This is a genomic window from Paenibacillus sp. LHD-38 (assembly GCF_031157315.1).
GTDB lineage: Bacteria > Bacillota > Bacilli > Paenibacillales > Paenibacillaceae > Pristimantibacillus.
In genome coordinates this window covers 39498-55037 of the sequence record NZ_JAVIFU010000027.1, presented here as the reverse complement: position 1 = coordinate 55037, position 15540 = coordinate 39498, and the positions used below count along the sequence as shown (strand labels likewise).

General features: G+C 45.5%; 11 protein-coding genes and 1 pseudogene. 1 reads left to right on the top strand and 11 read right to left on the bottom strand.

Annotated elements, in window-relative coordinates:
* Positions 1-57: 57 nt before the first annotated feature.
* The 9 genes from RCO25_RS21645 to RCO25_RS21605 all read right to left on the bottom strand — a co-directional run bounded on the left by RCO25_RS21645 (position 58) and on the right by RCO25_RS21605 (position 12969).
* Positions 58-1059 (bottom strand): carbohydrate ABC transporter permease, encoded by a 1002-nt coding sequence (locus RCO25_RS21645; RefSeq protein WP_308998211.1) that lies wholly within the window; start codon positions 1057-1059, stop codon positions 58-60.
* 26 nt (positions 1060-1085) lie between these two features.
* Entirely contained in the window at positions 1086-1985 is a 900-nt protein-coding gene (locus RCO25_RS21640) for a carbohydrate ABC transporter permease (RefSeq protein ID WP_308998210.1), read from the bottom strand.
* Positions 1982-4561 carry a DUF5696 domain-containing protein gene (locus tag RCO25_RS21635; RefSeq protein ID WP_308998209.1) on the bottom strand — a complete coding sequence of 860 codons (2580 nt, stop codon included), beginning with the start codon at positions 4559-4561 and terminating at the stop codon, positions 1982-1984. Before RCO25_RS21635 ends, RCO25_RS21640 begins: the two co-directional genes overlap by 4 nt.
* Positions 4562-4574: 13 nt before the next feature.
* Complete coding sequence (locus tag RCO25_RS21630) at positions 4575-5195, bottom strand: Yip1 family protein (protein ID WP_308998208.1); 621 nt, start codon at positions 5193-5195, stop codon at positions 4575-4577.
* On the bottom strand, positions 5192-6685 hold the full coding sequence (locus RCO25_RS21625; protein ID WP_308998207.1) for an NHL repeat-containing protein: 1494 nt from the start codon (positions 6683-6685) through the stop codon (positions 5192-5194). Before RCO25_RS21625 ends, RCO25_RS21630 begins: the two co-directional genes overlap by 4 nt.
* Before the next feature lie 14 nt (positions 6686-6699).
* Positions 6700-7566, bottom strand: a complete 867-nt coding sequence (locus tag RCO25_RS21620) for a carbohydrate ABC transporter permease (protein WP_308998206.1) — start codon at positions 7564-7566, stop codon at positions 6700-6702.
* A gap of 4 nt (positions 7567-7570) precedes the next feature.
* On the bottom strand, positions 7571-8494 hold the full coding sequence (locus tag RCO25_RS21615; RefSeq protein ID WP_308998205.1) for a carbohydrate ABC transporter permease: 924 nt from the start codon (positions 8492-8494) through the stop codon (positions 7571-7573).
* Complete coding sequence (locus RCO25_RS21610; protein ID WP_374992141.1) at positions 8494-11397, bottom strand: extracellular solute-binding protein; 2904 nt, start codon at positions 11395-11397, stop codon at positions 8494-8496. Before RCO25_RS21610 ends, RCO25_RS21615 begins: the two co-directional genes overlap by 1 nt.
* A gap of 210 nt (positions 11398-11607) precedes the next feature.
* Positions 11608-12969, bottom strand: a complete 1362-nt coding sequence (locus RCO25_RS21605; RefSeq protein ID WP_308998203.1) for an ABC transporter substrate-binding protein — start codon at positions 12967-12969, stop codon at positions 11608-11610.
* A 407-nt stretch (positions 12970-13376) separates the two neighbouring features.
* Between RCO25_RS21605 and RCO25_RS21600 the strand changes: the two genes are divergently transcribed.
* Positions 13377-14381 carry a LacI family DNA-binding transcriptional regulator gene (locus RCO25_RS21600; protein WP_308998202.1) on the top strand — a complete coding sequence of 335 codons (1005 nt, stop codon included), beginning with the start codon at positions 13377-13379 and terminating at the stop codon, positions 14379-14381.
* Between the two features lie 66 nt (positions 14382-14447).
* Here RCO25_RS21600 and RCO25_RS21595 read toward each other — a convergent pair.
* Together RCO25_RS21595 and RCO25_RS21590 are read right to left on the bottom strand one after the other, a co-directional pair.
* Positions 14448-14840, bottom strand: a pseudogene (locus RCO25_RS21595) (hypothetical protein); the annotation flags it as partial.
* A gap of 18 nt (positions 14841-14858) precedes the next feature.
* Positions 14859-15425 (bottom strand): cellulase family glycosylhydrolase, encoded by a 567-nt coding sequence (locus RCO25_RS21590; protein WP_308998200.1) that lies wholly within the window; start codon positions 15423-15425, stop codon positions 14859-14861.
* Between the last annotated feature and the right edge of the window lie 115 nt (positions 15426-15540).

The window sequence follows — 15540 nt, the reverse complement described above, 5'->3', positions numbered from 1 at the left end:
CACCTTTCTCGTTGTCTTCTATTCATGTTTATCATTCTATGCACAGCAAGCGATGCGCTAACCGATAATGCCGCTGCGCTCGACACTCTCAACAAAATAACGCTGAACGACCAAATACAGGATGATGAGCGGAATAATGGCTAGTAAAATGCCCGTATCAATAATCATCGCCACATGGTTCGGATCGGCCTTAACGTTGGCTCCGCTTCCCACACCTATCAATCCTGGAATCAATGCATTTGCTTGGGCAGATAACGTCGATATTTTAATCGGCATGAGAGCAGATTCACTCATGAATAAGGAAGTGAAAAAGGTATCGTTATATTGCCAAACGAAGCAAAACAATACGACCGTAATAATCGGCGGCACTGCGTTTGGCAGCATGATTTTTAAAAATGTTTTCACGCCGCCGGCACCGTCGATCAATGCGGCTTCCTCGATCTCCTTAGGCATTCCTTTAAAAAACTGACGGAAAATATAAATGAACAATCCTGCTTTCAGTCCGATCGCGGTCGCCGAAGTAATGATCGAAGGCCAATACGTATTCAGCAAATTAACGCCTTCCTTGCCGGTAAATAAATGTAGCAATCCAAGAATGTCAAAACTTCTAAAATGAAGATACATTGGTACCATCAGAGTGCTTGTCGGAACAAGTATCGTTAGGATGACCAAAGCGAACAACACGTTGCTGCCCGGGAAGGAAAACCGGGCAAAGCCGTAACCTGCCAGTGCGCAGGAAGCAGTAGTTAGCAGCGTGGTCACGATGACGAATACCAATGTATTCCCGATCAGTGGAAAATAGTTCAGGATTTCCATGGCCATCTTTATGTTGTCGAGTGTAAAGTTGACGGGCACCATGTAAATCGTTGGGTTGTAAATATCGATTTTGTCTTTGAAAGCTACAGAAAACTTCATAAGCAGCGGGTAAATAATGATGAACGATATTCCGATAACAAGTGCATAACGAAAAATGGCGTACAAGGTATCGATCGTCTTATTTTTCATTTTCAGCAGCCGATATTTATTGTCCTCAGTACGAACGGCTTGTGAAGCTTCCATATGCAGCTTCCTCCTTTGCAATTAACTCAGTTGTAATGCACTCTTCTCGATAGCAGCACGCCGATTATGACCAAAATGACGCTTATGATTATCGTGTAAATCCAAGACATTGCCGCGCTGAGTCCGAAGTTTTGCGTCGTGAATGCAGTGGAGAAAATCATATCGGTCACTGCGCTGCCTGTAAATGAATCAATAATTGTATAGATGACATTCGTCAGGATGAGCGGGCTCACTAACGGGAAAGTAATTTTCCAAAACGATTCGTAGGCGGTCGCCCCTTCCATCTTGGCTACCTCATACATCGCTCCTGGAACAGATTGCAGAGCAGCAAGGAAAATAAGAATCTGAACACCCGAGCTCGTAATAATGTCATATATTCTTGTAATGGCTTGAACGATATAGTCAACGAAAGAAATCGGCAGCCCGATATCGCTTAGGATCATGACCATTGACATGATATTGTAAGTAGAAGAGGTTTCACCCATTTCGTTGACGACGGTTGAATCGCCAACCAAATTGATTAATCCCGCCGTCTCGGCTGCCGATATCGCATTGGAGGCGAGTATGACCGGCAGAAAAAATATGGCTCGGGCGACTACTCTGCCCCGGAACTTCTGATTTAGAAGCGTAGCAGAGAATAGGCTGAAAAATAAGATCATCGGCACGTTTAGCACCATTTCCGATACCGATTGCGTCAAAATCCGATTAAAAGTAGCATCCACGAACAAGGCTTCTTTAAAGTTGGCCCAGCCCACCGGCTCCAGCATAAAACCGCTTGGATCTACCGTTAATTTGCTAAAGCTAAATCGGATGGATTGGATCAGCGGCGTCGCGAACATGAATACGAATCCAAGCAACCATGGGAAAATAAATGCCACTCCTAGAAGTGAGCGCTTGTGCCGTAAGGCTAGCTTATATCCGTTCATGAACGCTCACCCCCTACCCAATAGTTTTGAGCTTCGATCGTATTGCCATTAACGTTGACTTTTTTGTCGGTGTAATTAATGATAATCGATTGCCCATTGCTGTATTGCACCTCAACTACGCCTTCTTGATGGCGGATATGGTTCACCATTTGTTCGGCTTCTACCCCGGAGAGGACTCCACTCACTTCCTTGTACATCGACACCGCTTGCTCGTACCAGTCTTTGTAATAGGTAGAGAACAACGCGTCAAAATGAGTGAATTTCAATTTCGAAGACGATTCATAGCTCCATGCAAAATGCGGTGCCGAGCCAAGCTCGATAGACCGAAGCAGCTGACGCTGCAAATCCTGTTCGTCATCCAGGTTAACCGCGCCGCCGGAATAATCCAAATAACCGTGAATGACCATCTGATAAAAAGGAACTTCCTCATCCGTAATGACGAAACCGCTCGATGCCGTCGGCACATTAATCAGATGATCTGCGAATGGCCAAGCATAAGCATTGCCTCCGGAAAGCATCGTCTGGTCGACACGCTCTTCGATGTTTCCAAGCTGATCCTGAACAATTTTTTTGGCCGTTTCGCGTTGAATCACTCTGCTTGAGCGATAATCCGAGCTTAGCAGGCCGCCGAGGTCGCGAAGCGCTAATCCTTGCATGCCAAGCGATTCATACTTATTCATAAAAGTATCCACGTAATAAGGAAGCTTTGCCGGCGATAACAAATAGTAGGAGCCTAGCATCCTGTCCATTCGACTCAGCGCCCTATTGTATGGATATAGCTCCGCTTCTTCGCGCGTAACGAACCTTGAAGCGTCGGAGGAAGGCGCAAACCCGCCGTCGTCATGATAAATTTGTTGGAATGCGACATCCGGGAACAACATCCCGCCCGACTGTTCCAGCTGGTTGGATAAATCGATAAAATCCGATTTGTTCCCAAGCTCGCGGTCTACTTTCAGCCTAACAGGCGTTTGATGATTGACGCCGTTGCCGAACCAGCCCGTATACCGCATCATCAGCCGTTCGATTCCGTCTGATTTCAATTGCTCAGCCATTTGCGAGGCTTGCTCAAAGGAGGTCATTGAAATGACGGAGCTGTAAGGCACGCCAAGAAAGGATTTTCTTTTGTCGACGGTTCCTAGAATATCCAGATAGAAAGGAAGTTTTTGATCTTCCTTTATAGGCTGAAGCTTATCCTCCTCTACGAGTCTGTCACGGTAAAGCTCTGCCATTCCCGAATAGCTCGCCTTGTCGCCCGAGAGAAAGCTATAGCGGATTTGAATATCGCCTTTATAAATCTCTTCATTCAGCAGCTGGATCTCTTGGATGGTAGAACCCGTATAAAGTTCCAGCTCGTCTTCACCGCGCAGCGCGTAGCTGCTGTGAATATAATTGTAGGAATTTTTTTTGCCGCTGATATCAGCCGATATGCTGGCGACCGCATCGCCTTCCTCAATAACGGCAAACCATGCCGCGCTGCCTGCCTTCATTCCGAATACAGGCATTCGGGCGCTCTCGCTCACTTGGCCCCGCCTGAAGCTGTTATCGTTCGGATCAAAGCCATACACCTTCTGCACGTATTGCTCTTCCTTCACTTTGCCGTTGTTTAAATGGATCAGACTGCCCGTCCCGTCCGGCACGAACATGTAGCCTTCATTCTCTTTATCCGCAGCTCCAAAAAAGTTAAGCAGTTCTATGCTGCGAATTTGATATTCTCCGCTTTCTTTGACTTGATTGACCGGAACGGATGCAACCAGCGAGCCGCCGTCAATTCGGTATTCTAAAGGAATAACGAAATTCGGCTTGGACGATACGCCTGCGCTTGCGCCGCCATTTTCCTCATTGTCAAAAGCTAGATCTTCCTCGGTATAGCCCGCCTTCGCAAAAGCAGCCGTCATTTTGTTCAGAACGAGCTGCTTGGAGACCTGCGCGTCCAAGCGCTCTAATATTTCCGGATTATCCTCTTTCGGATAATAGCGAAGCCCGACATATTTGGCCGTAGTTTTATCAAGCTTGGAGAGCACCTTCTCTTCCATTCTGGTTTTGCTTATATATTTCGGCAAAGCATCTACGCCGATTGAAGTATCGCCAATTGTATACGTAATGCGAATCCCGTTCTCAATGCTTTCGGCCGTAAACTGCTTATTGCCGATGCTTTGCGAGAAGTTGGTGAAGGTATCCAATGTGCCGACGGCATCACGGAATAAAACCGTCAATTGCGATGATAATATCTCCTTCTCAAAGCCTGAAGCGACAGTATCCGCACTCCGATTAGGCGGATTGCTATACCAAACCTGGCCTTGCTGCTTATCCCTTACAGCCACCTCCGTCGTTTCAGCGTTAAAATACAACGATAATTCAGAGTTGTCTGCCACAAGCTTCATTCCCGGTAAGCCTTGTGATGAATCCGGCAATGCCTTTATCGCGCTTCCTGTCTCTAATTCGGTTGTCATTTTCATATAAGTGGCTGCTTCAATGGCTTTAACTCCACGACTCGTAAACCATATTGCGGAGCAGACGGCAATACAAATGGCTGCGGTACAGGCCAGCACCGCAACCAGCATTTTACGATTTTTCACGGGGCGGCCTCCTTTACGTACGGAAAATGAGTTCTCGGTAAATGTTAATGAAAAAATCCGCCATTTGCTGGAGCATACTTAACACCAGCGTTCCTAGAAATACGATGATTCCCATGACAATGACCGTCAGCGCCATCGTTATCATCGTTTTTAACGCGGAATACTGATGCACGGTCATCGTCCCCACAAACAGCAGCGCTAAAAACCATATGGTTGATATCGTCATCATCAAATAATAAAAAGCCGTTTCTTCCTTAACCATAAACCGGCTGGCAATCGTCATAGGCACGTAGATGATCACTAGTGGAACTAGCGCATAGCCTGTTGCCATCACGATTTCCTTAAACTTTCCTTCCCCATCCATCAATGTGGTAATTGCCCAGTTGGATAAACACCACAGAAAGAAAGGAAATACGATCGTCACCAGCTGCGTCAAGCTATTCAAATAACGCGGATCATTATAGTTGACGAGAAACCCGGCAAACTGATTTCTCAAAATAACGGCAATGATGACCAGCAGCAAAAAAGTCAAGGCAACCTTTACTTTTCCTTTGCTGTCATACTTCATATCCCAGAAGCCGTCGAACGGATGTACGATGACGTGCAGCGGAAACTTGATGAAATCCTGCTTCATAGCGTTTTGCCCTCCTTAAGGGTTTGCGAAGCGAAGTTCGAAATGGTAAGCTTCCTCTTTTTTCTGCGCGAGTTTACCAATTTGAACGCCAGCCATGCTGCTGCTATGACCATCAGTACCGTCAGAAATGTTCCAAAATGCTCTTTCATAACTTCCCTGCGATATCTTTTGTACGCAACAGAATAACTCTCCCGGTCTATGCCGAGCTTGAAGTATTTCAGCGCTTCGCCGTTCTTCTTTTCCATTAGCAGAGATTTGCCTATGCCTATATAGGCAATATCATAGTTACTGTTTAATCGCAGCACTTCTTGCCATAACGGTACCGCCTGCTTATCTTCGCCGTTGTAGTGCAGCTTCACGGCCTCATTTACGCTGGAGCCAAATTTCGTCGGCTCGAAGACGACGATGTTGCTTTTGCCGCGGTCAAGCACAAGCTGTTTTTCTCCCAAATGCTCGACAGCTACCGGAATTTTAAAGGTACCAGTCTGGTTTCCTTTGCCACCGTATACATAGAGCAAATCGCCCTCGTCATTATAGGTGAATACCTTACCTTGATTCGCGTCAAGGACACTGTACATACCGTTCCCTAGCACCTTTACATCGATTAGCTTCGACGGTCCGACGGAAATACGGTAACGAATATCGCCTACGACATCGAAGTAGCCAAACCGCTTCAGCACGTCCTCACCTGAAGGATTAAGCCTTTTTACCGGTTCCTTGGAATCCGGATCAATATTAGTTGCATATACAAACCCTTTGGCATCAATGTCAATATTCGAAAACTCTGTTGGAATGAACAGTACCATTTGGGCCTTCTGGGCTTTGGTCGAAAGCAAGCGCCACAACACTTCCGTATAGTCGTGCTGAACTTTGTTTGTACCGACATAACCGATAAATTGACCTTTTTCATCAAACTGCATAATGCCTTCGTAAATGCCTTGGGCTACGACATAGATCCTTTTGGCTCGGTCCACCGTCACCTTTAGCGGGATGAATTTAAAATCCTTTGGCAAAACATCGGAAGTAGGCTGCTCAATGGTTCTTAGCCATTCGCCGTCCTTCGAAAGCACGACAATACGGCCGTTATCCGTATCTGCAATATAAAGATTTTCCTCGTCGTCAACAAACAGCCCCGACGGATTTTTAAAACCTACCGTTTCCCCGTCTTTCTCGTACCCGTTAATCAAGCGTTGAACCTTCCACTGGTCGTTTAAGCTGACGATGCGACCGTTACCGCTGTCTACGACATAGATCATGCCGCCTGAAGAGACGACCATATCGCTTGGCTCGACAAAGTCGCCTATGCCAATATCTGCTCCGGATATCGAAAGTTTAGGTACGTATGCCGCAGGAGCCGGAACGGCTTCTTCCCAAAAGTTATAATTGTAGCTCTCATATGGCGTCGACGCAGCAGACGCCGGTGCAGGCGCTGCATGAATGAACAATAGGGAAGCCGCCGCGATGACGAGAAACCATTTTTTCGCTGACATGTGCGTTTCCCCCTTTAATCTTTCATTCCAGAAGTAGCCATCGTTTCAATGATTCGGCTTTGCGAGAATACAAACAGCGTAATGGGAACGCTCATCAGAATAAGCGCTACCGCTGCTGCGGCACCCGCGCGGGCTATGCCCCCTGCTACAACCTGGTTAGCGGCAAAGTGAAGCGATTTAAGCTGCTCGCTGTAAATGAAACCATTGCCGTCGCTGCCCCAAAGAATTTGAAACAGCAAAATAATAAGCGTCAACCATGCCGGTTTTACATTCGGCATGACAATGGTCCAGAAAATGCGGTATTCGCTCGCTCCGTCGATTTTTGCCGCTTCAAGCAGCACATCGGGAATTTGTTCCATGAATTGTTTCATTAAATAAAGACCAAGCGAATAAGCGAATGCCGGAATGATGACTGCCCAATACGTGTCGATCAGGCCTAACCATGACATAATCATATAGTTTGGTATAGCGGTAACGGCTGGCGTGAACATCAGTGATAGAACTACGATGCTGAACAAAAAGTTTTTACCCGGAAACTTATGCTTGGCAAGCGGATAAGCGGCAGCCGAAGCGAGCAGGACATGCCCGATTATTCCCATGCCCGTAATGAAAACGGTATTGAAAATGTATCGCGAGAACGGAACCCATGAGTTGCCCAGCAAACTGAATAAGTCAATGAAATTATTCATGGTCGGATTGCGGACAAATAGTGTTGGAGGGAACATAAAGATTTCATCCAACGGTTTGAAAGCATTGTTGATGGCGTAGATAAGCGGCACAATCATGAATGCTCCAAACGCGGTCAGTAAAACGAATAACGAGAAACTGCCCCAAAACGATCGATTGACCCGTTTTCTCGGGATTCGAAGAGAGAAGTTCATGTACTCATTCACCTACCCTGCGTAGAAGTTTTTGAACGATGAGATTCGATCCCACCATAATCATGAATAAGACAGAAGCAATGGCAGAGGCGTAACCCATTTCGAAACGGGTAGTTCCGAAATCGATCAAATGAGTAACAATCGTTTCGGCCGCATAGTTCACGCTTGGAAAACCTGCGAGAGCTATTGAAACGTCTGCAACCGCAAAGGCGGTCGTAATCTGAATGACGGCTCCGAACATGAGCTGCGGACGCATCGAAGGCAATGTGATATACCAAAGCTCTTGCCAACGGTTTCTAACGCCGTCCACGGCCCCCGCCTCGTACAGCGTTCTATCGACCGTTTGCAGTCCGGCAATAAAAGCAAGGAAGCCTGTTCCTAAGCTGAGCCACAGTTGGACGAGGATAATGATCGGCAAGATATAATCCTCGGTTTTCAACCACTGCAGCGGCTCCAGTATAAAGCCAAACTTGAGCAAAAGTCCGTTGGCAATGCCATAGCGGTCACCGGAGAAGATCATAAGCCATATGAAATATACGTTTCCGGAAATGGACGGCGCATAAAATACGAGCGTCATGACCGCTCTGAGCTTCGGTGACAGTTCATTAATAATCCAAGCAAAAACAAAACAAGCGATATAACTGATAGGCCCGGTAATGACGGCGAACAGCAGCGTGTTCTTCACTGCAATGAGAAACACGTCATCCTCTAGAAATAATCGCGTATAATTTTGCCATCCGACAAATCTTGGAAACTCGAGCATATTAAAGTACGTAAAGCTAAGTACAACCGACACCAAAACCGGCAGCACGGTGAACACGGCGAACAACACCATGTACGGCGCCAGTAAAAAATAGGAATGCTTATTGGCTTTCACTTCCCGCAACTTCAGGTTCCACCAATTTTGCACGCTTGACCCTCCCCTCATTATTGCGGTAACCCGAACTCTTTCCGTTTCGTGCTGATCTCATCCTGCATATATTGGACATAGTCCATAATGGATTCGCGAGCTTCCACTTGCCCGACTACCGTCTTATAAAAGGCATTAAATAGATGCCGCCCCGTAAAATAACCGCCTGGCACTTCCGGAACGCCTTGTACCCATTCAAATTGCGCTTTCAAATTTTCATAGTCGTCCACAGGCCATGGCAAGCTGTCTAATGCTTTAATGTTCGCTGTCGGATAACGCGCAGCGGCGCCCATTAAACCTTCCATTTCCCGTCCAAACACCGTTTGCGTCGTTTCGCTTGTCCACCATTTCATGAACTCCCATGCCGCATCCTTGTCTTTGGCTTTTTTCATCATGACAACCGCGCTGCCCCCGCTTGGAACATCGCGATTAATAGAGCCGTCCTCTTGAATCGTTCCGGGAACGGGCGCGAAGCCCCACATGCCGCGAATTTCGGGAGCGAATACGGAAAGCTGGTTATACGTGGTATAATCCGCGATCCCAATCGGCATCTGCCCTGTACGGAAGCGATTTGAGAAATCATACTCACGCTCTAATTTGTAATCCGTATAAAATTCGGTCCATTGCTTAAACGTTTCGATTCCGATCCGCGAATCGAGATCGGATTCTTTGCCGCCGTTGCGGTAAAGCTCCCCGCCGTTTTGAAACAACAGCGTTGTGTACATCGAGTTAGGCGGAATATTTTGCCCCTGCACAGCAGCCTGCGCGACGACAGGCAAACCAAATTGCATATGGTTTTTACTAAGTACGGCAAGCAGGTTCGACACATCATCCCAGGTTTGGGGGATATCTAATTCCAGCTCGTCAAGCACGTCCTTGCGGTAAAAGAGCATATTGAACGTTTGTGTTTCAGGCAACGCGTAAACTCCGCCATCATAGCTGTAAGGTACGATAGCGCTGGAACGGAACCGTTCTTTTACTTCTTCGAAATCGGCAAACTGAGTCAAATCGGCCGAAGCGTTGCGCATCGCAAAATTGACCGGCAAATCATTTTCGATTTGCATTGCGATATCAGGTCCTTGATTCGCCAGCGTAGCAGGCAGAAGCGTACCCATATTAACAAGCTTCAGATTGACATTGATGCCCGTCACCGAAGTGAAAGTTTCATCTATCATGGCCTTCATGGTGTTGGCTTGATCTCGTCCGCTTCCAATCCAAACCGTAATCGATTGCTGCTCGTCATCTTCAGAAATATTTCCGATTTGGTTGTAATCGGTGAAGAACGAGGATATGAAAGTTGATGTCTGATGCTTTAGTTTAGAAGCAAATCCCATCCCTTTCTTCGGCATTTTTTTGCCGGGTGATGCTACATAAATCGAATCGATCTCAAGCGGCTGCTGCCTTGCCTGCTGAACCCATGTGCCAAGTCCGCCTGTATTTGTTTTGTAAGCCGTCAGCCTTCTCGGAACCGTCTCTGGCTTCTCAATCATTTCGTCCAATTGCACGGCCATCGTTTTGAGAAGGGCTTCTTGGTCGCTTGATTGTCCGGATAATGTGACTAGCTGTTTGGCAATGCCTTTAAGACGTTCGCTTTCTTCTTTAAACACCCTAAGCAAGTCAGGAATTTTCTTGTCTATTTGATAATCGCGGTATTCATCTGGTTTCGTTCCCGTAATCATCAATATTTTGCGATACATTTCATTCAGATTATAAAGACTGCCTTCGACTTCTCGGATTAATGGCGCAAATTCGCCAAGGCTAACCTCAAGCCGGAGCGTATGCTTGCCTTTTTCTAAACGATACATATAGGGAGAATCGCCGCCCATCACATCAAGCCGATAAGCGCTTTTATAGCGGAAGGCAACCTTTTCCATTTCCTTAAAAGGAGTTTCGCCGTCGATAGTCAATCTTCGAGTGGAATAAATGCCTCTGACGTAATTCTGTTGTGTTTTAAAAGCAATATTGTAAAGCCCCGTTTCAGGAACGTCGACTTCCCATTCCATCCATTGACCCGGAAGACGCCAATTAAGGCCGCCGATGGTATTGATTTTTATTTTCGAAGCGCTATACGGGGTTACAGCAGCACTTGAACGTTCGCTGAGAGGATATAAGGTTGGCGATGATTTCGCGATCGAGGCTTCCCCTTCAATCGTTATCAATTGTCCATCCGTCGCCTTCATGCCATCCGCTTCATATTGTTGAAGCACTTGATCGTAGGATAAAGGCGAAGGCTGTTGAAATAATTTCAATTGTTTAACGACCATCGGTTCCCTTGTGGATTCAAGCGTAATTGTATGTTTGCCCTGTGAAAAATAAAACAAAAATGGCTCGTTCTCATAACCGTCTGAATCTTGAAACGACTTTTCGCTCCATCTGGGCTTTTCCACTTGCTTCGGTCTTAGTTCGTTGCCTTGGTTGTCTCTTACAACCTGAGACTTCTGATTGTTCCAAATACGGTCAAATTGTAAGAAGGCAGCTTCCCTGAAAGGACGTTTTCCATCAATGCTCAAATCCCGTTCGATGGCCGAGCTTTTCCCTTCAATAGGATAATAGAGCAATGACAAATGGTATAATCCCGCTTCTTGCACATCGAAAGACCACTCCACTTTGCCTGATTCCCCTGTTAAAAGAGAGTCTCCGTCCATCCCCTCGAAATCTTCAAGCTTCTTAAATTCAGTCCCTTCCACACGGGAATATTTTGCTGCTTCCAATACAATCTCTCGTTCTGGTCTCGCAGCCGCTTCGTATTGCGATAAATAATCATGATATTTTTGTTCATTATAGGACGATTCCTTGTTAGATTCAGAGCTGACTGTATCCTCCGTTAAAGCAAGATTCGGACTTCCGACTGCCTGTACCTTAGGTACTGAAAGAAGTGCAATGAATACCGCCAAAACAAAAGGGACTATCTTCCTTGCCATATTGGTTAGCCGCAAATTGCTAATCACCAGAAGTCCTCCTTACAAGCGTAAACGGTTTCTCCGCCCATAGGCGGGGAAGCTTACGTTTTATGGTGAAGTATAAGCCCATATTCCCATATATCTTCATTCATTAATTTTCCTCGTATTCATACAAGCTGGGGAGGTCACGTAGACATCCCCCGGCCTGTACATTAAAACCGCTGCGTATGATTACTTGCCAAGCTTGGCTATGGAAGCTTCTGCTTCCGGCTTATATTTCTCGGCAGTCGCAGTAACCGATTGATTATTCACAAGAATATCGGTAAGAAACTTCCCGGTAGGAAATTCAGGATAAGCGTCGTCCAGCAAAATTTGCCCAGTGCCCGTGACATGATCACGCTGCATGGCTACGTCTTCCTCATGGTTGTAAAGACCTTCCAGCCACTCTTGGCTAGGGAACTCTTCCGTTTGGGTGATGTCAAATGTTTCTTCATAAATTTGGTAAACCAGCTGCGCGTCCTTCACTCCTTTAGGAATAAATTTGGCTGCTTGACCCGGGTTAGCATAGGTTACTTCCGGACTTCCTTGCGGACCGTTTGGAATTGGCACAACGCCGATATCAAAGGTTAATTCGCCGATGTTCCAAACCGGGGCTTGAAACATAGCTACGTCGCCGTCTTTAAATGTGTTAAATTCTTCATAATTCATTCTGTCCCCCGTTTTTACTTTAACAACGTTCTCAGTATTGTATAAACGGTTTATGAATTCAGCTGCTTCAATCGTTTTTGGATCCGTTAAGCCTTGAACGCCAGTCGCTTCGTCAACGATTTTCCCGCCGTTTGCGGCAGTGAAGTTACGGAAAATATCAGTCGACCAGCCGGAAAAGCCATAAACGTCAATTTTACCGTCATTGTCTGTATCCTTTGTAGCCAGCTTGGCGATCTCTAAAAATTTATCCCAGTTCCAAAGCCCGCCTGTATATAGTTCTTGAAGATCCGGAAGTCCAAGCTTTTTGAACAAATCCCGGTTGTAGTGCATGGCTGTTCCGCCTGAGCCTGGGTTATCGAATGCGTAAACCTCGCCGGCAATCGGAGGAGCTTTTGCCATTAGGTTCTCTTCATTGTTGATGTTATTAGCTGTAGTCGTAAATTCGCTAATCGGCAGCAGTTGGCCTTTCAAAACTGCCGGCAGCGCTGCTTTATACTCCATTTGAACGATGTCGGCAAACGGCTCGCCTGTCAAAACGGTAGCCGTAAATTTCGGCATATATTCTTCAAAAGGAACGTTTACGAATTCAATTTTCACGTTATATTTTTTCTCTACTTCTTCAATCTTTGCCAGTCGCTCTTTCTCAGAGGTTGTTGTTCCAGCTGGCTTCAAATCCCACCATGCCGCGATTTTGATAACACGGCCACCCATATCTACTGGCTCCGGCGTCGCGGTAGTTTCCTCAGGAGCTGACGTTGCTTCCGTTGTAGCGCTCTCTTTTGGAGCGTTATTCGTTCCTTTATTTTCACCGTTTCCGCCGCTGCAGGCTGTAAGAATAAGCATGAAACATAACACCAAAATGGATAACCCTTGTATTTTTCTCATGACCGAACCTCCCGTTTTTACATTCATCAGTTGGTATAAAGTAATAACTTCCATTTTAAAGCGCTTGCATAAAATGCAAAAAAAAATTTCTCACCATTCATTTAACCTGCAACCACCTCTTTTTGTTTTGTTTTTTTGTTTTGTTATTTTATTGCATAACAAATGTATCACCAAAAACAAACACGGTCAATTGTTTTTTATTTGTTATTCAAAATAACATAATATCTTTTCGCTGACATGCTTGCCTTTTCTTTTGAACCGCTTGTAATCTACAAAAAAACCCGTTATATTAGATCACATAACAAAATAACAAAACGCAAATCCATTAATGTAATGACATGAATTATTCATTGATGTAGTTATCATTTCACAAACTCCGAAAAACAAAATAAGGTAGGATGACAATAATGAGGCGTAAAGTAACCATTCAATCTATTGCTGATTTTACTGGATTGTCAAAATTCGCAGTCTCAAGAGGATTATCCGGAAAATCAGGCGTAAGCCCGCAAACAAGAGAGCTAATATTAAGAGCGGCAGGACAGCTCGGATACTTTAAGGATGCACAAACTGCACCCGTTCCAAGTGAGCTTATGGACATTGAAGCGAGGAGCTGGTCAGGTACGATTCTTGTGCTTTTTCCGAATGTGCGGTATCAGAATACCGATTCTTTATATTGGGGTCCGATCTTTAACGGCATATCCCTAAGGCTTAATCAGAAAGGCATTAACATTTTAACCTTAACCGAGCCGACGGGTGACTCCATGTTCTCACTATTGAATCCAGAAGCGATCATGGGAATAATAACAGTCGGATCTATTTCGACTCCTGTTTTGTTAGATATCAAAAGATTAGGCATTCCAGTCGTCATGGTCGATCATTATGACCCGAGCTTCTATTGCGATTCGATCTTTACGGATAACCTATCCAGTATGAGAGAAATCATGAGCTCCGTCATTTCAAAAGGGTACAAAAGCTATCAGTTTTTGGGTAACATCAGAGACGCTCAAAGCTTTTATGAACGTTATCTTGGATTCCGCTCTTCCCTTGAAGACCATGATATCGAATTAAAGCAGATCCCATCACTTATGGGACCAGAGATCGAAACCTTCCATGATACCTTTAAGGCTGCGATCTTAGAGCATGGCTTGCCTGAGGTATTTGTCTGCGCCAACGATATATTTGCATTATTCGCATTGGAGACCTTGAGGGATATGGGTATGGAAATACCTGAAAATCTTGTTTTTACCGGCTTCGACAATACGCATCCGCAAATTCCGTTCTTGGCAACCGTAAATGTCGATAAGGAGCTGCTAGGCAAACGGGCCGTTGATCAAATTCTTTGGCGCATTCTCAATCCCGCCACAAGCTATGAAAAAACACTTATTCAGGCTGAGGTTATGATTAGAAATTAATGCATTTAATAGAAGGTTATTCTTTAAGAGAGATTGCTCCTTAAAGAATAACCTTTTTTTTAATCCTTATTGCAGCTCTACGCTATCTACATAAACTGCAGATGTTCCGCTGGAGTTCGTTGGTGACAGGAACTGAACGCCTATTTCTCGCACATCACCCAAATTGGATATTCCGGAAAGACTTAATGTAAGCGTTGATGCGCCAGTTGAATTTATGTTCACCGTTCCCGAATCGTACCAAGTATAGCTAGAGCCTGTCTTAATAAACAGCTTCGCCTGCAGACCGCTCCCTACGCTTCCCCAAGCGGCATGCTTCACTTTGGCGGAAATCGAGGATTTGCCGTTGAAATTGTTCGAACCGGTATATTTCAGCGTAAATTGACCACCGCCTAGCGTGACGTCAGCCTTTAACGAGCTGCTGCCGCTTGCCGCCCATTCAGTTACCGACATTGGTCCGCCCGTAACATTTAGGGCCGTTCACCCCTCCGTAATACTACTTTCAAAATCATATAGAGCCGTGCTGCTGCCGTTAAATACAGTTGCCTTTGTGGATGTGGCCCAAATCCCATTTGTTCCATTAATAACGAGATTCCCCCAAGCGGTAAGTGTTTGCCAATCGCTTGTCGTCATATCCAGCCACGAATTGCCCGAATCATTCCCGGTCCAGGACCAAGCCATATAACCAATTCCTTTTGCTTGGCTCTGATTCATAACCTCTTGGGCATTAACCTGACTGCCCAGATTATTGTTTCCGTTATTGTAGTTATAGCCGAACTCTCCTACCATGACAGCCAAGCCTAGATTTTTAATCGCTTGGAGCTCGGTTCCGATTTGGCTGGAATCGTTCCATGAGCCATACATATGAATGGAGAACATTACGTTATGATCCGGGTCATGCGTGAGAAGCGCATTGCCGTATGCTTTTATTGGTGAAGAGTTTTGTCCCCAGCCCGATCCGTCTACGATTATCGTGTTATGGATCATAAGTTTGGCAATAATAATATTTAGCGGGATATGCATAACATTTTGTTTTTTGTTATCCATTTATTGAGCTTTGCAAATCTGGATGTCAGCTATTGCACAAAAACAAAGAGGAACCGCTAGAACGATAATGATCGTTTTAGCAGTTCCCCTCTTCATACCCTTGCAGAAAAAGTTT